Origin of the sequence: Xanthobacter tagetidis (assembly GCF_003667445.1) — a bacterium.
GTDB classification, from domain to species: Bacteria; Pseudomonadota; Alphaproteobacteria; order Rhizobiales; family Xanthobacteraceae; genus Xanthobacter; species Xanthobacter tagetidis.
This window is the reverse complement of sequence record NZ_RCTF01000007.1, coordinates 68,569-87,360: the sequence shown is the minus strand read 5'-3', so window position 1 is coordinate 87,360 and position 18,792 is coordinate 68,569. Positions and strand designations below refer to the sequence as shown.

The window sequence follows — 18,792 nt, the reverse complement described above, 5'->3', positions numbered from 1 at the left end:
TGATGCCTCAAGGCCAAATGAGTTCGGCCGCCCTCCGGGCGAAGGCCGCCGACAGCAACCCGGTCTGCGCGGCGTCCTGCGACGCCGCGTTGCCCGCCTTCGCCCGTGCCGCGATCCCCTCGAAGATGACAGACCAGCGGAACAATGCGAAGGCCATATGAAAGTTCGTCATCTTTGCCCCATGTCGGGCCGAAGCGGAATAGGCCGCGACATAGGTTTCAAGGTCGGGGATGCCGAGGGAGGGAAGGTCGAGCCCGCGGATGCCGCCATACTCCTCAGGCAGCGACACCCAGGCCATGGCGGAATGGGCGAGGTCCGCCAGCGGGTGGCCAAGGGTGGACAATTCCCAGTCGAGCAGCGCCACCACGCGCGGCTCGGTGGGGTGGAACATCAGGTTGCCGATGCGGAAGTCGCCGTGGACGATGCTGGTGGTCTCGTCCTCAGGCACGTTGGCCGCGAGCCAGGCCGCGAGGCGGTCGAGGTCGGCGTCCTCGCGGGTGCGCGACAGCTCCCACTGGCGCGTCCAGCGCGCGATCTGCCGGGCAAAGTAGTTGCCGGGCTTGCCGTAGTCGGCAAGCCCGATCGCGGCGAAGTCGACATTGTGGAGCGCGGCCAGCACCTTCGCCATCTCGCGGTACATGGCGCCGCGCTGATCGGGCGCGACCCCCGGCAGGGTGCAGTCGTGGAACACGCGGCCGTCCACCCGCTCCATCACGTAGAAGGGCGTGCCCACCACGGCGCGGTCGGCGCAGAACAGGGCCGCCGGCGGCACCGGCACTCCCATGCCCGCGAGCGCGCTGATGACGCGGTATTCCCGATCCACTGCATGGGCGGAGGGCAGGAGCTCGCCCGGCGGCTGCTTGCGCAGAACCAGCCGGCGGCCGGGATAGGTGACGAAGAAGGTGGGGTTCGACTGCCCGCCGGCGATGCGGCTCACCGCCATGGGGCCGGAGGTGCCGTCGAGCCGGTCCTTCAGGAAGGCGTCGAGCGCGGCGGCGTCGAATTCCGGGGCGTCGCCGGCACCGCTCATGACGCCGCCACCGGCCAGCGCCAGAAGCCGTCGCCTTCCTTGTCGAGGAAGCGCGAGAGCACCATCTGGTGCACCTCGTCCGCCCCGTCCACGAGGCGCGCCTGGCGGGCGTAGCGGTAAATCCATTCCAGCACGGTGTCCTTGGAATAGCCGCGCGCGCCGTTGATCTGGATCGCCATGTCCGCTGCCTGGTGCAGCGTGTTGGCGGCCTGGATCTTGGCCATGGACACCTCCTTGCGGGCGAGCCGGCCCTGGTCCAGCTCGAACGCCGCCTTCATGGTGAGCAGGCGGCCGATCTCTATTCCCATGGCGGCCTTGCCCAGCATGAGCTGCACGCTCTCCCGGTCGGCGAGCTTGACCCCGAAGCCGGTGCGCACGGCGGCATAGTCGCGGGCGATGGCAACGCAGCGCTCGGCGAGGCCGAGCCAGCGCATGCAGTGGGTGAGGCGCGCCGGGCCGAGGCGGATCTGCGTCATCCTCAGCCCCTTGCCCTCGCCCAGCAGCACGTCCTCGGCGGGGATATGCAGGCCCTCGAACTCCAGCTCGCAGTGCCCGCCATGCTCCTCCGGCCCCATGATGGGGATGCGCCGGACGATGCGCCAGCCCGGCTGGCCGCGGTGGAACAGGAAGGCGGTGAGCCCGGTGCGTTCGTCGTCCGAGGTGCGGGCGACGACGATGAAGTGCGCCGCCTCCTGCGCCCCGGTGATGAACCACTTGCGGCCGTAGATGCGGTAGGAGCCGTCCGCCTGCTTTTCGGCGCGGGTCGCGATCATGCCCGGGTCGGAGCCGCCGCCGGGATGCGGCTCGGTCATGGCGAAGGCGGAGCGCACCTTGCCCTCGGCGATGGGGGCGAGCCAGCGCGCCTTCTGCTCGGGCGTGCCGCAGGCCTCCAGCACCATCATGTTGCCGTCGTCCGGAGCGGCGGAATTGAACACCACCGGGCCGAAGATGGAGCGGTTCATCTCGCCGTAGCACACCGCCATGCCCATGCGGCCGACGCCGAGCCCGCCATTCTCGGGCTTCAATTGCAGGCACCACAGGCCCTCGGCCTTCGCCTTGGCGCGCAGGCTAGAGAGCAGATCGGCGCGGATGTTCTCGTGGGCGTCGTACGACGCGGGGTCCGCTTCCAGCGGCATGACGTTCGCGGCGACGAAGGCCGCGATGCGCGCGCGCAGGTCGTCCAGAGCGGGGGAGATGGTGAAGTCCATGGCGGCGGGCCTTCAGAGGGAGGAGACGAGATGGCCGCCGTCCACCGCCAGCTCCGCGCCCGTCATGTAGGCGGATGCGCCGGAGGCGAGGAAGAGCAGCGGCCCGGTGAGGTCGTCGAGCGTGCCGAGGCGGCGGGTCGGGATGCGGCGCACCAGCGCCTTGCCGGCGTCGGTGGCGAAGAAGTCGCGGTTGAAGTCGGTTTCCACATAGCCGGGGCACAGCGCGTTCACGCGGATGGAATGGCGCGCCCATTCGAGCGCCATGGCGCGGGTGAGCTGGATCAGCCCTGCCTTGGAGGCGGCATAGGCCGCCACCTGCCCGGCGACCCTGAGCCCGACGATGGAGGCGATGTTGACGATGGTGCCGCCTGTGCCGGCGGCGATCATCGCCTTGGCTGCCGCCTGGGCGGTGAGGAAGGCGCCCTTGAGGTTGGTGTCCACCACCTTGTCCCAGTCGTCGGCGGTCACGTCCAGCAGCGCCTTGGTGGTGGCGGTGCCGGCATTGTTGACCAGGATGTGGAGCCCGCCGAACGCCGCGACCGTGCCGGCGACCGCCGCCTCCACCGATCGGGGGTCCGTGACGTCGAGCGCGAAGGCGCGGGCGGTGCCGCCGGCGGCGGCGATCTCGTCCACTACGCGTTCGCAACCCGCGCGGCTGCGGGCGCACACCGCGACCTCGGCGCCCGCAGCGGCAAGGCTGCGGGCGAAGTGGGCGCCGAGCCCCTGCGACCCGCCGGTGACCAGCGCCACCCGACCCTTGAGAGACACGGTGAAATCCGAAGCCTGATCGCCCATCCCGACCCTCCCGAAGCCGCGCCGCCGGGCCCGCCGCATCCGTGGTCTTGATTTATCGAGCGAGCGCTCGCTTTATAGACGCAGGCGATTTCCCAAGGCAAGTGTTTGGCGGGTCTCGGGCGCGGCGGGGAGAGGGATTTGGCGAAGCGGACGGGCGTTCATGTGGCGGAACCGGCCGGGGCCGGCGGGACCGCCGCGGGCAGCGCGGCGGCGCGATCGCCCCGGCCTGTGCCGTTCGGCCTTCCGGTCGACCTCGACCTCTCGCCTGAGGCGCTGGCGGCGCGGATGCTGACGCGCCACCGCGCCACCATCCGCATCAAGAAGCCGGCGGTTGCGGTGCCGCGCCTCGCCCACATCGCCCAGGTGACGCTGACGCTCGCCAATGCGCGCGGCTTCCATTCCATGAGCCTGCGCGACCTCTCGGAGGGCACGGGGCTGAGCATGGGCGCGCTCTACGCCTATTTCTCCTCCAAGGAGATGCTGCTCTCCATGATCCTCGACGTGGTGGCCGAGGTGGTGGAGGAGGTGCTCGGCCATCCGCCGGAGGGCCTGCCCGACGCGCGCGCCCGCCTTGCCTGGCTGATCGGCGCCCATGTGGCGCTCACCGAGGCGATGCTGGACTGGTTCACCTTCGTCTACATGGAGGCGAAGGCCTTTCCGCCCGAGGCGCGCGCCCGCGCCGTGGCGAGCGAGGCGCGCACCGAGGCGCTGTTTTCCGCCGTGATCGAGGAGGGCCGCGCGGCGGGCCTGTTCCGGGCGGAGGACGTCGCGCTCGCCGCCGCCTTCATCAAGCCCATGGTGCAGGACTGGTATGTGAAGCGCGCCAAGTATCGCCGCCGCGGCATCACCCCGGAGCGCTTCGCCCAAGGCCTCGCCGCCTTCGCGGAGCGGGCGCTCGGCGCCGACGTCATGTGAACCGGGCGCGCCATCCGCGCGCACCTTGTACGCGCACCCTGCACGCGCACTTGGGGAGCGGTCCGCGGAGACGTGGGCCAGAGTGCCAATTGTTGCGCGTTCTGCAATTCAATGGGGCGATTCGCGGCAATTCTCAGCAATGGTGATCATCGGTATCTAAGGTCATGGCCAGTGCGCAGGCACGAGTGGACCGACAGCGATGCCCGAACCGATCAGATGCCTGCCTCGCCGACCGCTCCAGCGTGCGCGCGCCTGGAGCACGGGCGCTATAGTCAAATACAAGCGCGTTCCTTCCAGGTGCGCGCGATGACCATGAGCCAGTTGCAGCCCTATCTCATCTCGCTCGGCATGGGGCTCGGGATCGGCGTGGCCTACGGCCTGTTCTCGGTGCGGTCGCCGGCGCCGCCGATCATCGCCCTGCTTGGCCTCCTGGGCATGCTGGCCGGTGAAGCCGGCGTGCAGTGGCTCAGGGGCCACGGCAGCTTCCTACAGGCCTGCCTTCACGACAAATCGTTCGCGGTGCGCACCCCGGACAAGGCGCCGGAGGCGGGCGACCGCACCTGAGGCCTGCCGCATCAATTCCGACCGCTCACAAAGGGAAGCTCCCCATGTCCAGCAAACTTCAGGTCCTGACGCCGCAGAACAGCCAGCTCATCTTCATCGACCAGCAGCCGCAGATGGCGTTCGGCGTTCAGTCGATGGACCGCCAGATGCTGAAGAACAACGTCGTCGGCCTTGCCAAGGCCGCCAAGGTGTTCGACGTCCCGACCACCATCACCACGGTGGAAACGGAGAGCTTCTCGGGCCACACCTATCCGGAACTGCTCGCAGTGTATCCCGAGGCGCCACTGCTGGAGCGCACCTCCATGAATTCCTGGGATGATCTCAAAGTCCGGGAAGCGCTCGCAGCAAACGCCGGGCAAGGCCGCAAGAAGATCGTCGTGTCGGGCCTCTGGACCGAGGTCTGCAACACGACCTTCGCCCTGTCGTGCCTCGCCGACACCGATTACGAGATCTACATGGTGGCGGACGCGTCCGGTGGCACCTCTGTCGATGCGCACAAATACGCCATGGACCGCATGGTCCAGGCGGGCGTCGTCCCGGTCACCTGGCAGCAGGTGCTGCTGGAGTGGCAGCGCGACTGGGCGCGTCGCGGCACCTACGACGCGGTTATTTCCATCGTCAAGGAGCATTCCGGCGCCTACGGCATGGGCGTCGACTACGCCTACACCATGGTCCACAAGGCGCCCGAGCGCGTGGATCACGGCCCGGTGCTCGCCCCGAAGCCGGCGGCCTGAGACATCCGTTCTCGGGCAGGTCCGGGGATGCCCGGACCGACCCGAGGCGCGACCGCGCCGATGGCGACGCATGCGAAGGAGAACGGCGTGCCCAGCAGGGACATGATCATCGTCAACGCCAAGGTGACGACCCTCGACCGACAGAACCCGGTCGCCGACGCCATCGCCATCCGCGACGGGCGCTTCCTGCTCGTCGGCTCGCAGGCCGAGGTCCGGGCTGCTGCGCCGGAGGCCGACATCATTGACGCCCAGGGGCGCCGCGTGATCCCCGGCCTCATCGACAGCCATACGCACATCATCCGCGGCGGGCTGAACTACAACATGGAGCTGCGCTGGGACGGCGTGCCCAGCCTTTCGGATGCCATGGCGATGCTCAGGGCGCAGGTCGCCCGCACGCCCACGCCCCAATGGGTGCGCGTGGTCGGGGGCTTCACCGAGCATCAGTTCGCGGAAAAGCGCCTGCCGACGCTGGAGGAGATCAACGCGGTCGCGCCCGACACGCCGGTCTTCATCCTGCACCTGTACGACCGGGCCCTGCTCAATGCGGCCGCGCTGCGCGTCGTCGGCTACACGAAGGCGACGGCGAACCCGCCGGGCGGCGAGATCGTTCGCGATGCCGCCGGCAATCCGACCGGGCTGCTGCTCGCGCAGCCGAATGCCACGATCCTCTACGCGACCCTGGCCAAGGGGCCGAAGCTGCCGCCGGAGTACCAGATCAACTCCACCCGCCACTTCATGCGCGAACTCAACGCGCTCGGCGTCACCAGCGTGATCGATGCCGGCGGCGGTTTCCAGAACTATCCCGACGACTACCGGATCATCGAGAAGCTGCATGCCGACGGCGAGATGACCGTGCGCATCAGCTACAATCTCTTCACCCAGAAGCCCAAGGAGGAACTCGCGGATTTCTCGGCCTGGGTGAAGCAGGTCACGCCTGGACAGGGCGACGACGTCTACCGTCACAATGGCGCCGGCGAGATGCTGGTCTATTCCGCCGCGGACTTCGAGGATTTCCGCGTCGAGCGGCCCGATATGCCGCCGAATATGGAGGCGGATCTCGAACCGGTGGTGCGCCTGCTGGCCGAGAACCGCTGGCCCTGGCGGCTGCACGCCACCTACGATCAGACAATCGACCGGGCGCTCGACGTGTTCGAGAAGGTGAACCGCGACGTGCCGCTCGCCGGCATCAACTGGTTCTTCGATCATGCCGAGACGATCAGCGACCGCAATATCGACCGGATCGCCGCGCTCGGCGGCGGCATCGCCGTGCAGCACCGCATGGCGTTTCAGGGCGAATACTTCGTCGAGCGCTACGGGGCGAAGGCGGCCGAGCGCACCCCGCCGATCCGCAAGATCATGGACGCCGGCGTGCCGGTGGGCGCCGGAACCGACGCCACCCGCGTCGCCAGCTACAATCCCTGGGTTTCCTTGTCCTGGCTGGTCACATCGAAGACGGTCGGCGGCCTCGCGCTCTATCCGCAGCACAACCGCCTCGACCGCGAAACCGCCTTGCGGCTTTGGACCGAGGCGAACACCTGGTTCTCCAACGAAGAGGGCAGGAAGGGCCAGATCAAGGCCGGCCAGCTCGCGGATTTCGCCGTGCTGTCGGACGACTATTTCTCGGTGCCGGAGAGCGACATCGTCCACCTGCGGTCGGTTCTGACCGCGCTCGGTGGCAGGGTCGTGCATGGCGAGGGCGACCATGCCTCGCGCGCACCCGAACTGCCCGCGCCGATGCCGGATTGGTCGCCGGTCGCGACCGTCGGCGGCTATTACAAGACCAGGGAAGCCCGTGCCAAGCTGACGCTGAATTGCGGCTGCGCGAACGGCTGCGCCGTGCACGGCCACGACCACGCGGGCGCGCTCGGTGCGCATGTGCCGGCGTCCGACAGCCGCACATTCTGGGGCGCGCTCGGCTGCGGCTGCTGGGCGGTCTGACCGCGCCGCCGCTTCGCAGCAACCGCGCTTCGCCCGCGCTGCCGGACGGCCGGCCCAAGGGCGGCACGGGCGAACGATTTCAATGTATTCGGCCCCGCCGTTGCGCGGGCGAAAGGAGCAGGCATGACTGCGCCGCAACCGACAGGATCCGCCGGTGCGTCCGGGCCACTGAGCTTCCCGGTCTTCCGGGCGCTGTGGATCGCCACGATCATCTCCAATGTCGGCACCTGGATGCACGATGTGGGCGCCGGGTGGCTGATGACCTCGCTGTCGCCGAGCCCTTTGCTCGTCGCGCTGGTCCAGGCGGCGACCACGCTGCCGATGTTCCTCCTCGCCCTTCCCGCCGGGGCGATGGCCGACATCGTCGACCGGCGGAAGATGCTGCTGGCGGCACAGACCCTTAGCCTCGTCGCCGCGGCGCTCCTGGCGCTCCTGACCCTGCAGCGTCTCACGACACCCGAGGTGCTGCTGGCGGCGACCTTCGTGCTCGGCATCGCCGCGGCGCTCAGCGCGCCGGTGTTCCAGGCGATCGTGCCGGAGCTGGTGAACAAGCAGGCCTTGCCGGACGCGATCGCGCTGAACAGCCTCGGCGTCAACATTTCGCGCGCCATCGGCCCGGCCCTTGGCGGCGTCATCGTCGCGCTTGCCGGAACGCCCGCCGTCTTCGCGCTGAACGCGGTTTCGGTCCTGGCCGTGCTCTACGTGCTGGTGACCTGGAAGCGTCCCGAAACCGCCCATGCGTTGCCGCCGGAGCATTTCTTCGGCGCGCTGAAGGCCGGCTATCGCTACACCCGCCATTCTCCCGCGATGCGCCTCGTGCTGATCCGGGCGGCCGGCTTCTTCCTGTTCGGCAGCGCGCTCTGGGCGATGCTGCCTTTGGTCGCCCGGCGCGGGCTGTTGCTCGACGCGGCGGGTTACGGCGCGCTCCTGGGGTGCATGGGTGCGGGCGCGGTGGTGGGTGCGCTCCTCCTGAAGCGGCTGCGGAAAGCCGTATCGGCCAACACGATTTCGGTGGGCGCAACGCTGCTCTTCGCGCTGGCGACGCTGGCGCTCTCGCTGGTCCCCAATGCCTGGATCGCCGGAGCGGTGATGTTCGCGGCCGGCCTCGCCTGGATCGGCATGCTGACCGCCCTGAACGTGGCCGCGCAGATGGCCTCGGCGGGATGGGTGAAGGCGCGCGCGCTCGCAGTCTATCTGCTCGTGTTTCAGGGCGCGCTGACCGGCGGCAGCATCCTGTGGGGCACGCTCGCGAGCAACGCCGGCGTCGCCACCGCCCTTGCCGTTGCGGCTATCGGCCAGGCGGCGGCGCTGGTCCTGGCGTTCCGCTGGCGCCTGCCACAGGATCAGGCAATGGATCTCGCGCCCTCGAACCATTGGGCCGAGCCGGTGGTTTCAGTCCAGCCGGAGGATGATCGCGGTCCGGTTCTCATCGAGATCGAATATCGCGTCGAGCCGGCGCGGCTGGCGGAGTTCGTGGCGGCCTTGCGCAGGTTCCGCTCCGTGCGGCAGCGCGACGGCGCCATCCGCTGGGACGTGTGGGAGGATGTGGCCGAGCCCGGCCGGGTCGTCGAGGCCTTCATCGTGGAAAGCTGGCTGGAGCATCAGCGCCAGCATGCGCGCACGACCCGCACCGACCAGCTCGATCAGGATGTGCTCCGCGCCTTCCATCTCGGCGATGGCCCGCCCGCCGTCAGGCACATGCTCAAGCCGCTCTGAGCGAGCATGCCTTGCGGCCGGAGGTCCTGCCGCGCCGGTGCCGCGGCCGCGCCGATCCGGCTCACGGGTGCAGATCGCGCGGAAGATGCTCCTCGAAGAACTTCGAGAATGCGGCGATCCGCGGCGGCAGCTTCTGGAACGGGGGATAATAGAGCGTCAGCCAGAGATCGGGGGGCGCCCACCCTCTGAAGACGCGCTCCAGCCGACCGGCGCGAAGATGTTCCGCGATGTTGAACCCGGGCAGCAGCGCCACGCCCAGTCCACTTGCGGCCATTTCGGCGAGAACCTCGCCGCTGTTGGCGCTGAACGCGCGGCCAGCCGGGAGGGTCACCGTGGAGCCTCCATCGGAGAGGACCCATGTCTCGCGGCGGCTGTCGCCGCTATACGCCAGGCAGTCGTCGGGGTTGAGCTCGCTCGGATGCGTCATCGCCGCGAAGCGGCTGCCGGGCGCCGCGACGAGTATCCGGGGAACGACACAGATCTTGCGCCAGATGGTGTACTTGTCCGATGGCTGGAGCGAGATGCGTATCGCCAGGTCGTAGTCGTCCTCGATGATGTTCACCAGTCCGTCCGAGAGCGACACCTGAAAGCTCATTTTCGGATTGAGCTTCAGGAACCCCGCGATGATCTCGGGCAGAATGGCTTTTCCCAGCCAGATCGGGGCGCTGATCCTCAGGCGACCTTCATCGACCTTGCTCGCGTTCATGACGTCGCGGCGGGCGGTGTCGAGGGTGTCGAGCGCCGGCTTGATCTGGGCCGCATAGATCGCGCCGTCGGTCGTGAGCGAGACTTGCCGCGTCGTTCGCACGAACAGCTGCACGCCGAGTTCCGCCTCCAAGGCGGCGATGGCGCGCGTGACGGCGGCGGGCGTCATGTCCAGCTCCCGCGCGACCTGGGCGAAGTTCTTCTTCTCGACGGCGAGGAGAAAGGTTTTCAGGCTCTTGTAATGGTCCATTTGATTATTACTGATCCCGCAACTCAATCGTGAAGAATATTGCAATTCATTGAGGGCGGCAACCGGCCTAGACAAGAGTCCTGCCCGGGCCGGCCCTTGGGAGATCGCTGCCCTTCCGCACCGATGGCTCGGCGACCCGAAGGAAGGGCGGCCCTCCTGGCAGCATGGGCGGAGCGGCACGCGGTCCGCTCCGCCGGGCGGCAGTCCTTTCGCAGTAAAGCCGAACACCCCGACGAGGAGGTCATTCGATGAAATCAGAAGTCATCAAGAAAGTCGCCAACCACGGCGTTGCCTGGGAAGCGGGATATGGCTACGTGCAGGCGATCCAGGTCAAGGACACGATCTACCTGTCCGGCCAACTGAGCCATGACGGCGAAGGAAATTTCGTTGCGGCCGCCGCACTGGACGATGCAGGCCGGCCCGCAGACTACTCCCAGATGGAGAACCAGTTCCGCCAGACATACGTCAACGCCAAGAAGTTGCTCGCCGAATTCGGCGCCTCGCTGGACGACGTCGTCGAGGAAGCCGTGTTCGTCCTCGACATGCCCGCCGGCTTTGCTGCCGCCGCCAAGGTCCGCAAGGAGATGTACGGTCGGGACGTCCCGCAGTGCGCCAGCAGCATCTTCGTGGTATCCGCGCTCGCGCAGCCCGTACAACTGGTCGAAGTCGCCTTCCGCGCGGTGGTCGCCCGGCCGTGAGAGGCCGCCGAAAAAGCGCAAAGCCCTGAGCGGGCTTTGCGGGGTCCTGGCGGAGGACGGTCGGTCTCGACGGCGACGCCGTCAGTTCACCTTGACGACCCGGGGCGGCGTCCAGCTGCCGTCGAGAATGGACGGGTCCTTCTCCTTCGGCCAGTACATCCGCAGCATCGGCAGGAACGCGCCCTTGGGGGCCGGGAGCCAGTTCGCTTCCTTGTCCTTGCCGGGCGTTTCGTTCTGGAAATAGAGCGTCACCGAGCCATCGGCATTGGGAACAAGGTTGTTGCGCGGGCTCACCGTGAACTTGTTCAGCGGATTCGGCACGAACCACCAGCCCTTGTCGATCTCGTACATGGTGATCGACCAGAAGCCGTCGACCGGCGGCTCCTGACCCTTGGCGAAGGTCAGGGTATATCTGTTGGCGCCCGTGAGCGGCTGGCCCTCCTTGTCCACGAAGGTGTAGGGATAGACCGCGTCCTGCGGCAGGTTGGCGGGCCAGCCGAACGCCGCCAGCACCGCGCGCTTGAGGTAGTCCGTGCCATAGGTGCCGACCATGGCGAAGACCCAGCCGTTCCTTTCGACGCCCATCTTCGTCTCGTTCTTGCCGAGATGGTCGAGCGCCTGCTGCGGCAGGTCCTTCAGCGCCGCGGCGGTTTCGGCGCCGAGCGCGGCCAGGCTGAACGGCTTGCAGGGCGCGATGCCGATCTTGGCCATCTCCGCCAGGATCGGCGCGTCTTCCGCCGCGGGCGGGGCGTCATGGCACATCAGCCTGGCGAGGCGGTTGAAATAGCCCTCGGTGCCCATGCCGAGGATCACCTCCTGCGGCTTGTCGGTCATCGAGTAGCCGGGATTGGGATCGACCGGCGGCGCCTTGTAGACGTAGTCCGCCTTGCCGTAGCTTGAGAGCGGGCGAAGGTCGTACTGCGCCTGCAGGGCGTTCACTTCCTTGTAGTCCTGCTCGGTGCCGGTGGCGTAGGTGCGGCCGAGGATCAGGACATAGCGGGTGGGGACGTCGATCTTGGTCACCCCCTTGGGAACCTCGCCCTTCCAGCCGGGACCGGCCAGAAGATAGCTCGTCGCCTTGCCGCCGGCCGTCCGCGAGCCAGGAGAGGCGATCACCGGCACCCAGAGACTGTAGGTCGGGAACAGGTAATAGCGATTGCCCATGTCCGGGTGCGAGAAGACCCAGGGCTCCTTGTCCAGGTCCATCCAGGCGACCGAATAGAGCGTATCCGCATTCGGCGCAGAAACGCCGCGATAGTCCGCCGGCGGGTAGCGCTTGACGTTGAAGAACTGGCCCATGGGCGCGTGCATGCCCTCGGGCTTCTCGACATTGGTCATCTGCACCCGCGTGACCTCGGTGGTCACCAGCGAGTAGCCGTAGACATAGGCGTCGAGGGCGATTTTCTTCGCCTCGTCGGGGGTCACGGCCTGCGCCGCTCCGGCGGACGCCATCATGCCTGCGGCCAGCAGCAGGCTCGAAATCTTTCGCATGAGCGTTCCCCTTTGTGACTGCCGGATGCCGGCTCGCGCTGCGGCGGCCGGCATGGCAATATTCTGCGCACCAGGCCAGCACGGCTCGCCCGGTGGCGAAGGAATGGACAGTCTTGGTCGGGGCCACCACTCATTTTGCGCCAGTCCCGCGCAAGCTCCCCCGCGCGGCGGATGCGGGCACGCCAACGATGATTTCGGTCACCGCTCTGGCTCGGGTCCCGGCTTTGGTACGCCATTCCTTTGGGGAAACCGTGCTGCGGCAGGCCAACCGCGCGGCGATGCTCGACATCGAGCTGATCGAGGATCGCGACTGCTTCATTCCGCACGCGACCATGTGCGATTTCCTCAGCGAGATCGAACGGCGGACGAAGGAAGAGCATATCGGTCTCATGGTCGCGCCCTATCTGACGTTCGAAGCCTATGGGTGCTGGGGCGATTACGTGCTCGCCGGCGATACCCTTGGGGATGCCATCCGCCGGGCGGCATCGACCATCGGCTTTCACAGTTGCGGCGAAGCCATCGCACTGTCGGTGGAGGAGGGCATGGCGCGCTTCGCCTACTTCAGCGCGGCGCGCCGCAGCCCGGCCTATCTCCACATCGCCGCGGGTGCCGCAGGCGTGATGCTCGATCTGTGCCGATCCTTTGCCCCGCCGGGCTGGCATCCGGTGCGCATCGAACTCGACATCGCGCGCCCGCGGGCGGCCTTGAGCTTCGAAGAGACCTTCGGCTGCCCGGTTGTCTTCGATGCGCCGGCGGTGGCCATCTGGTTTCGGGCCTCCCTTCTCGGCGTGCGGCGGCCGCTTTCGTCCAGACGGCGGCTGATGACCGTCGACGATCTTGCGCGCGCGCGGCTCGACCCGGCGAGCCGCGGCGATCTGATCGGCGTGGTCTCCGCGCAGGTGTGGACGCAGGTGCTGGCCGGGACCGTATCGCTGGATGCGGCGGCGCATGCGCTCGCCCTCAGCACGCGGACGCTGCAGCGGGTCTTGCAGGTCCATGGCACGGATTTCCGCAGCCTCGGAAACGTCATCCGGGCCAAGCGGGCCACGGAGCTGCTGCGCGGCACCAATGCAACCGTCACCGACATCGCGTCCGAGCTCGGCTATTCGGCGCCGGCAAACTTCGCGCGCGCCTTCCGCAAGGCAACCGGCCTTGCGCCCGAGGAGTTCCGGCGTGGACTGAAGCGCAGCGCTCTCTGAGGGCCGCCCCGCTCACGAATGGCGCCCGTTCCACGGCCTGGCACGGCGTGGGCCGCGCTCCTCAATGAGCCGTCGCCGAAACTGCCATGACACCGCCGGGGCCTGGAGCGTTTCGTGCTTGCATGCGGCGCAAGGGCCTTGCCCGTCGAGGCGCCGCTTCTTGGCGTGCCAGAGCCATGTGGGCACGCTCCGTCTGTCGGCATCCTGATGTGGGCTGGGGGCGACACCTTTAGAAGAACACCTGAGCAGCGCGGGCGTCCCCATGCGGAACCAGCTCCCGATCTTTACCCAAAGCGGCCTTCCCGGATGTGGATGGGAACGTGCGCCCTGCCCCTTTTGTTGCGGCGCCGCGCGCCATGGTAGAAGGCGCCATGCGCTGCCTTCTCCCGCTCGTCCCGCTGCTTCTTCTGGCGTCCCCAGCCGTTGCGAAGGCGCCGGGCCGGCCGCAGCCCCCTCCCCTCGTGATCGCCTGCAAGGACGCGTTCGCGAAGACGGCGAGCCACCGCGGCCTGGTGCGCGCCTACGGCGCCGGGAACGTCACCTTCGAGACGGTGAACCGCCCCGGCGGCGAGGTCGCCAAGGCCACGGTTCTGTTCGCGAAAGAGCCGCAGCGGCGGGTCGAAATCGAGTGGTACGACCTGAAGCGGCGACGGCTTGCGAGCACGATCACCGTTTTCGGCGAAGACAACCAATGGAGCGGCCCGCTCGGCCTGCGCAACGGCATGACCATAGCGGAGCTCGAGCAGCGCGCCGGCAAGCCGTTCAGGATCAACGGCTTCGGCTTCGACGTGGCGGGCGCGGGACATTTCGAAGACACGGCGCTCGCCGACCTTCCCGGCGGCTGCGGCTTTGACGGATATTTCGAGATCGAAGGCGGACTTCCCCCGGACCACCTCAGCCGCTTCATCGGCGAGGTGGAGATTCCATCGAACGACCCCGACCTCATGACGCTGAAGCCGAGACTTTGGATGTATACGCTGACCTATCCGTCGCCCAACGCCGAATAGGCCGGGGCTGAAGGTGGCGGCCCGGCATTCAGGCCGCGCTGAAATGCGCACGAGACATCTGCCGGATAGTCACACCCGTCGGCTGATCCGCGCCGCAGCCCCGCGTCCGGAGATACGCCCGCGTGGCGCAAGTGGTGGGGACCTCAGGCGGAAATGGCGCACCCGGTCACGATGACCAGACGGCATCTTTTGGGACAGGAAGGCGGGTAGTATGATCAGCCACAGGCAAATCGAGGCGTTCAATGCCCTGATGTCCGTCGGAACGACGATCAAGGCGGCTGAGATTCTGGGCGTATCCCAGCCTGCGGTCAGCCGGCTGATCAGCCAGCTTGAATCTGAGATCAAGCTGAAGCTGTTTGACCGCGAACGTGGTCGCATGCAGCCGACGCCGGAGGGTCGTATCTTTCATCAGGGCGTGGACCGAGCGTTTCTATCACTGCGTAAGCTGGAGCTGATCGCGCAGGATATCCGGACCCAGTCGCAAGGCCACTTGAGAATCGGCGCCTTGCCGTCTCTGGGGTTCTCTTTCATTCCTGATGTAGTGGCTTCTTTTGCGAAGGCAGAGCCACGAACCATCATTAAAATGGACATCATAAGCTCTGTTATTGTCAGGGATGGAATTGCGAACGATCAGTTCGACATCGGGTTCGTCGCCGACGAGGTGGACCTATCCGGGATCATTTCCGAGAGTTTCATAGCCCCGCCAGTGGTCTGCGTCATGCCTCCCGGGCATCCTCTCGCATCAAAATCGGTCATCAGGCCTGAGGATCTGGCCGATGTGCCGTTCATTTCCTTGTCCCATGTGGACCGGACGCGGCAGCGGATCGACGCGCTGTTCGAGAAACGAGGGATACATCGGAACATTGTTCATGAAACGCACTTCGCCCTGTCGATCTGCCAACTTGCCGCCCGGGGAATGGGCGTAGGGCTGACCAACCCCTGCAGCCTCGGCGAAGTCGCGCCGGACGATCTGGTGGTGCGCCCCTTCGTTCCCCGCCTGAACTTCCATGCGCTGATGATCTATCCGCCAGACCGCCAATTGTCGAAGACCGTTAAGTCATTTCGCAAGACCACGCACGGGCAGATCGTCAGCTTTATAGAAAAGGCGCTGGAGCGACACAAAGTCATGACGGATGAAGAAGCCCGGAGCGCCATCGGAATGATCGCGCCACCCGGACCGTGGATCCGCAAGCCGCGCGGCTATGACGATTAGGAGAGTGCCGCGAACAGGGTTGAGAGCCCCTGGATTGGCAAGAATTCGTGTGTAGAAATAGAGTATCCAGGAGCTCAACAGGCAAAAAGCGAGCAGAACGACTTCATCCTTGCCGGCAGACGTCCCGATGGGTGATCGGTCGCAAAGACCGCCCATCCTCGATCGCGGCCAGGGTCCATGCTCACCGGCTGAATACAGGCGGGGCGTCACGGAGGGTGACGGTCAATAGCCCCGCTCGGGGTCGATGGCGTTGCGCAGCGGCAGTGCAGACCTGGCGCGCAGCAGATTGTCAGCGAGAATGGCAAGGCACCGATCGATGTAGCCATCGGGATCATCTGCGGACACATGGGGAAATACCATCAGATTCGGGACATCCCACAGAGCGTCGTCGCTGGGAAGCGGCTCCGTCGCGAACACGTCCAGTATGGCGCCGGAGAGATGTCCTTTCACCAAGGCGGACACCAGCGCCGAAGTGTCCAGCACGGCACTGCGAGAGATGTTCAGCAGCCCTGCCCCGCTGGGTAGCGCCGCGATTTCCCGGGCTCCGATCAGACCGCGCGTTTCCGCAGTCAGCGGGCAGGCGAGGATCAGAATGTCCGCCTGCGCCAGTTCCTCGTGAAGACGGTCCGGCGTCGTCATGCGTTCGACAGCTGGATGGGGCGCGCCGCGGCGGCGGATTCCGATGGTTCGAAAGCCGGCGAGACGGAGCTGTTCGGCCACCGCTCCACCTATGGCGCCCACCCCATAGATCAGGACGCGACGCCCGGCGCACGGGCCGCGTAACTGCCGCTTCCACACGTGCTGCCGCTGGTTTGTGGCAACGTGCGGCACGCCTTCGTGGAGCATCAAAGCTGCCATCAGCCCAAACGCGCCCACTTTCGATGCGTGCACCCCGCTGGCATTGGTCAGCGTCGTGTTCGGCCCAAGCCAGTCGAAGGGGATGTAGCTCTCGACGCCAGCGCTGGTGCACTGGATGATCTTCAGGTTCTTCGCGTGCTCCGCGATGACCGCGGTGGGCAAGCGGCCGGCGATTAGGATATCCGCGCGCCGCAGCGCATCCAGATTGCGCGTGTCGGCAAAGTGGCAGCTCAGCTCCGCCGGTTGGCAGATGGACTGAAGATTCCGGGTGACGCCCTCCGTGGTGACCTCATAGGCAGGATCGCGGCCACGGGTATTTTCCACATAGATCCGGGGCGCGAAGGTCCAATCTTGATCCACCATGACTTTTTGCCTCTTGCGGACCTTCGGAGCGCCGCAGCCTGGCGAGGGAGAACCGCGGAGCGGGATCGGACGACCCCGCTCCCGTTGCCAAGCGGGCTCAGTGGCCTTTGACCGTCGCCCAAAGAAACGGCTGAACCGCTTTCTGAACGAGGTTGATGCCGAGGCCCGGCGTGGAGGGAATGGCGATCTTGCCGTTCTTGACGCGCGCTTCGGGCGGATCGTCGGTGATCTCGACATAGTCGGCCGCCGTCTGCCAGTAAGGATAGAGTTCCTGGATGCAGAAGTTCGAGATGCAGGCATCCATCTGGAGCGCAGCCGCCGTCGCGAGGGGACTACCGCAGACATGGGGCTGGACGCGCATGTCATAGGCTTCAGCCATGGCGGCGATCTTCTTGGTCTCCATCAAGCCGCCGGCAAGGCAGATGTCCGGCTGCACCACGTCCACCGCATGGGCTTCGAACACCTTGCGGAAGCCATAGCGGGTGTACAGACGCTCACCAACCGCCATGGGTATGCGCACGTGGTCGGAGATCTTCTTCAGCGCACCCACATCGAAGGGGTCGCACGGCTCTTCGACGAAGAAAAGGTCCAGATCTTCCAGCTTTCGACAGAACCTGATGGTTTCGTCGCACGTCAGGCCGCCGCTGAGATCCAACATGATTTCGACGTCCGGACCGACCGCCGAACGCAGAGCCCTTACCTTTTCGAGGGCAAGCTTCAAGACGTCTTTGTCCAAGGACCGCAGCGACGGATGCTTGGACGTGGCCATCGGGTTGGGATCGCGATAGGCGAAGGGGTAGCACTTCAGCGCGTCATAGCCCTGCGCCACGGCCTTCTCGGCCGCATCGACAAAGGCCTTGACCTCGATGTGCTCTTGGCCCCAGCCGTTGGCGTAGACACGGACCTCGTCGCGAAACTTTCCGCCGAGCAGTTCGTAGACAGGAACCCCCAATGCCTTGCCTTTGATGTCCCACAGCGCCTGCTCGATGGCGCTGATGGCTGCGAAGACGATCGCGCCGCCGCCCTTGGCCCAGAACGTGTGGTCGTACATCTCCGACCAAAGCGCCTCGATGCGCGACGGATCCCGACCGATGAGCATACGCTCGGCGATCTCCTTGATCATGCCGGCCGCCGCGGTCTGGCCCAAGCCATAGGCAACGCCCGCTTCGCCCACCCCGGTAATACCCTCGTCGGTGATGACTTCGATAACGACCGGGCGCAGCCGTCCCGTGACGGTGCAATAGATTTTCACTTCACGGATTTTCATAACGTCTACCTTCAGATATACTTCATCTTATTCAGGACATTTCGGGGCCAGCAGGCCCGACGGCTCCCGATCAGTGGAGCAGTTGTGACAGGAACTTCCGGCTGCGCTCATGCTTGGCTGCGCCGAAGAACTCTTCCGGCGGGGCTTCCTCGACGATGGCCCCGGCATCCATGAAGACGATGCGATCGGCGACTTCTCGGGCGAACCCCATCTCGTGCGTGACGCACAGCATGGTCATGCCTTCCCTGGCCAGGCCCGTCATGACCTCGAGCACTTCCTTGATCATTTCCGGATCGAGTGCCGACGTCGGCTCGTCGAAAAGCATGACCTTCGGCCGCATGCAGAGCGACCGCGCGATGGCCACGCGCTGTTGCTGGCCGCCGGAGAGCTGGCTGGGATACTTGTTGCCGTGCTCCGGGATGCGGACCCGCTCAAGAAAATGCTGCGCAACCTCGATCGCTTCAGCCTTGGGAATCTTGCGCACCCTGGTCAGCGCCAGCGTACAGTTTTCCATCACCGTCAGATGGGGGAAGAGATTGAAGTGCTGGAACACCATTCCCACCTCCTGACAAATCAGGCGCAGGTGATCGGACCGGTGATCGACCAGATGACCGTTCGCCAGGATCCGCCCCTCGCTGTACCGTTCCAGCCCGTTGACGCAACGGATCAAGGTCGACTTGCCCGATCCCGAGGGCCCGCAGATGACGATCTTCTCTCCGCGACGAACATCGAGACTGATGTTCTTTAAGGCATGAAACGGCCCGTACCATTTGTGCAGATTTCTGATCTGAACGATGGCATCATCATCGGACTTGGCGTCGTGTTCTTGGGTCATCCGATG

17 protein-coding genes are annotated in these 18,792 nt (G+C 66.3%); 9 read left to right on the top strand and 8 right to left on the bottom strand.

What is annotated here, in order from left to right; all coding sequences use genetic code 11:
- Nucleotides 1-7: 7 nt before the first annotated feature.
- Genes D9R14_RS10355 through D9R14_RS10345 form a run of 3 tightly spaced genes read right to left on the bottom strand, consistent with a single transcriptional unit; the run spans nt 8 to nt 3,033 of the window.
- Complete coding sequence (locus D9R14_RS10355) at nt 8-1,030, bottom strand: phosphotransferase family protein (protein ID WP_121623251.1); 1,023 nt, start codon at nt 1,028-1,030, stop codon at nt 8-10.
- The gene (locus tag D9R14_RS10350) at nt 1,027-2,238 is read right to left on the bottom strand and encodes an acyl-CoA dehydrogenase family protein (RefSeq protein WP_121623250.1); all 1,212 of its coding nucleotides are present in this window, start codon (nt 2,236-2,238) and stop codon (nt 1,027-1,029) included. Before D9R14_RS10350 ends, D9R14_RS10355 begins: the two co-directional genes overlap by 4 nt.
- 12 nt (nt 2,239-2,250) lie before the next feature.
- Complete coding sequence (locus D9R14_RS10345) at nt 2,251-3,033, bottom strand: SDR family NAD(P)-dependent oxidoreductase (protein WP_121623249.1); 783 nt, start codon at nt 3,031-3,033, stop codon at nt 2,251-2,253.
- Between the two features lie 138 nt (nt 3,034-3,171).
- Here D9R14_RS10345 and D9R14_RS10340 point away from each other — a divergent pair, with 138 nt between their 5' ends.
- The 5 genes from D9R14_RS10340 (at nt 3,172) to D9R14_RS10320 (ending at nt 8,900) form a co-directional block, all read left to right on the top strand.
- Complete coding sequence (locus tag D9R14_RS10340; protein ID WP_245420707.1) at nt 3,172-3,948, top strand: TetR/AcrR family transcriptional regulator; 777 nt, start codon at nt 3,172-3,174, stop codon at nt 3,946-3,948.
- A 312-nt stretch (nt 3,949-4,260) separates the two neighbouring features.
- The gene (locus D9R14_RS10335) at nt 4,261-4,512 is read left to right on the top strand and encodes a DUF1427 family protein (protein ID WP_184759611.1); all 252 of its coding nucleotides are present in this window, start codon (nt 4,261-4,263) and stop codon (nt 4,510-4,512) included.
- Nucleotides 4,513-4,556: 44 nt separating this feature from the next.
- The gene (locus D9R14_RS10330; protein ID WP_121623248.1) at nt 4,557-5,246 is read left to right on the top strand and encodes a hydrolase; all 690 of its coding nucleotides are present in this window, start codon (nt 4,557-4,559) and stop codon (nt 5,244-5,246) included.
- Between the two features lie 60 nt (nt 5,247-5,306).
- Nucleotides 5,307-7,184: an amidohydrolase gene (locus D9R14_RS10325; protein WP_245420705.1), complete on the top strand. Its 1,878-nt coding sequence runs from the start codon at nt 5,307-5,309 to the stop codon at nt 7,182-7,184.
- Between the two features lie 123 nt (nt 7,185-7,307).
- Entirely contained in the window at nt 7,308-8,900 is a 1,593-nt protein-coding gene (locus D9R14_RS10320) for an MFS transporter (protein ID WP_121623247.1), read from the top strand.
- A 61-nt stretch (nt 8,901-8,961) separates the two neighbouring features.
- Here the strand turns inward: D9R14_RS10320 and D9R14_RS10315 are convergent, their stop codons facing one another.
- Nucleotides 8,962-9,855 carry a LysR family transcriptional regulator gene (locus D9R14_RS10315; protein WP_121623246.1) on the bottom strand — a complete coding sequence of 298 codons (894 nt, stop codon included), beginning with the start codon at nt 9,853-9,855 and terminating at the stop codon, nt 8,962-8,964.
- A gap of 248 nt (nt 9,856-10,103) precedes the next feature.
- Here D9R14_RS10315 and D9R14_RS10310 point away from each other — a divergent pair, with 248 nt between their 5' ends.
- A complete protein-coding gene (locus D9R14_RS10310; protein WP_121623245.1) occupies nt 10,104-10,553 on the top strand; it encodes a RidA family protein in 450 nt (149 codons plus the stop codon).
- 81 nt (nt 10,554-10,634) lie between these two features.
- Here the strand turns inward: D9R14_RS10310 and D9R14_RS10305 are convergent, their stop codons facing one another.
- The gene (locus tag D9R14_RS10305) at nt 10,635-12,044 is read right to left on the bottom strand and encodes a DUF1254 domain-containing protein (RefSeq protein ID WP_121623244.1); all 1,410 of its coding nucleotides are present in this window, start codon (nt 12,042-12,044) and stop codon (nt 10,635-10,637) included.
- Nucleotides 12,045-12,157: 113 nt separating this feature from the next.
- Between D9R14_RS10305 and D9R14_RS10300 the strand changes: the two genes are divergently transcribed.
- The 3 genes from D9R14_RS10300 to D9R14_RS10290 all read left to right on the top strand — a co-directional run bounded on the left by D9R14_RS10300 (nt 12,158) and on the right by D9R14_RS10290 (nt 15,463).
- A complete protein-coding gene (locus D9R14_RS10300; protein WP_147453001.1) occupies nt 12,158-13,243 on the top strand; it encodes an AraC family transcriptional regulator in 1,086 nt (361 codons plus the stop codon).
- A gap of 371 nt (nt 13,244-13,614) precedes the next feature.
- Nucleotides 13,615-14,250: a hypothetical protein gene (locus tag D9R14_RS10295; protein ID WP_121623242.1), complete on the top strand. Its 636-nt coding sequence runs from the start codon at nt 13,615-13,617 to the stop codon at nt 14,248-14,250.
- Between the two features lie 211 nt (nt 14,251-14,461).
- Complete coding sequence (locus D9R14_RS10290; RefSeq protein WP_121623241.1) at nt 14,462-15,463, top strand: LysR substrate-binding domain-containing protein; 1,002 nt, start codon at nt 14,462-14,464, stop codon at nt 15,461-15,463.
- A 222-nt stretch (nt 15,464-15,685) separates the two neighbouring features.
- Here the strand turns inward: D9R14_RS10290 and D9R14_RS10285 are convergent, their stop codons facing one another.
- The 3 genes from D9R14_RS10285 to D9R14_RS10275 form a co-directional block, all read right to left on the bottom strand.
- Nucleotides 15,686-16,684, bottom strand: coding sequence for a D-2-hydroxyacid dehydrogenase (locus D9R14_RS10285; protein WP_121623240.1), 999 nt, complete (start codon nt 16,682-16,684; stop codon nt 15,686-15,688).
- 97 nt (nt 16,685-16,781) lie between these two features.
- Nucleotides 16,782-17,966 (bottom strand): mandelate racemase/muconate lactonizing enzyme family protein, encoded by a 1,185-nt coding sequence (locus tag D9R14_RS10280; protein ID WP_342634782.1) that lies wholly within the window; start codon nt 17,964-17,966, stop codon nt 16,782-16,784.
- A 55-nt stretch (nt 17,967-18,021) separates the two neighbouring features.
- A complete protein-coding gene (locus D9R14_RS10275; protein WP_121623238.1) occupies nt 18,022-18,786 on the bottom strand; it encodes an amino acid ABC transporter ATP-binding protein in 765 nt (254 codons plus the stop codon).
- Nucleotides 18,787-18,792 lie beyond the last annotated feature (6 nt).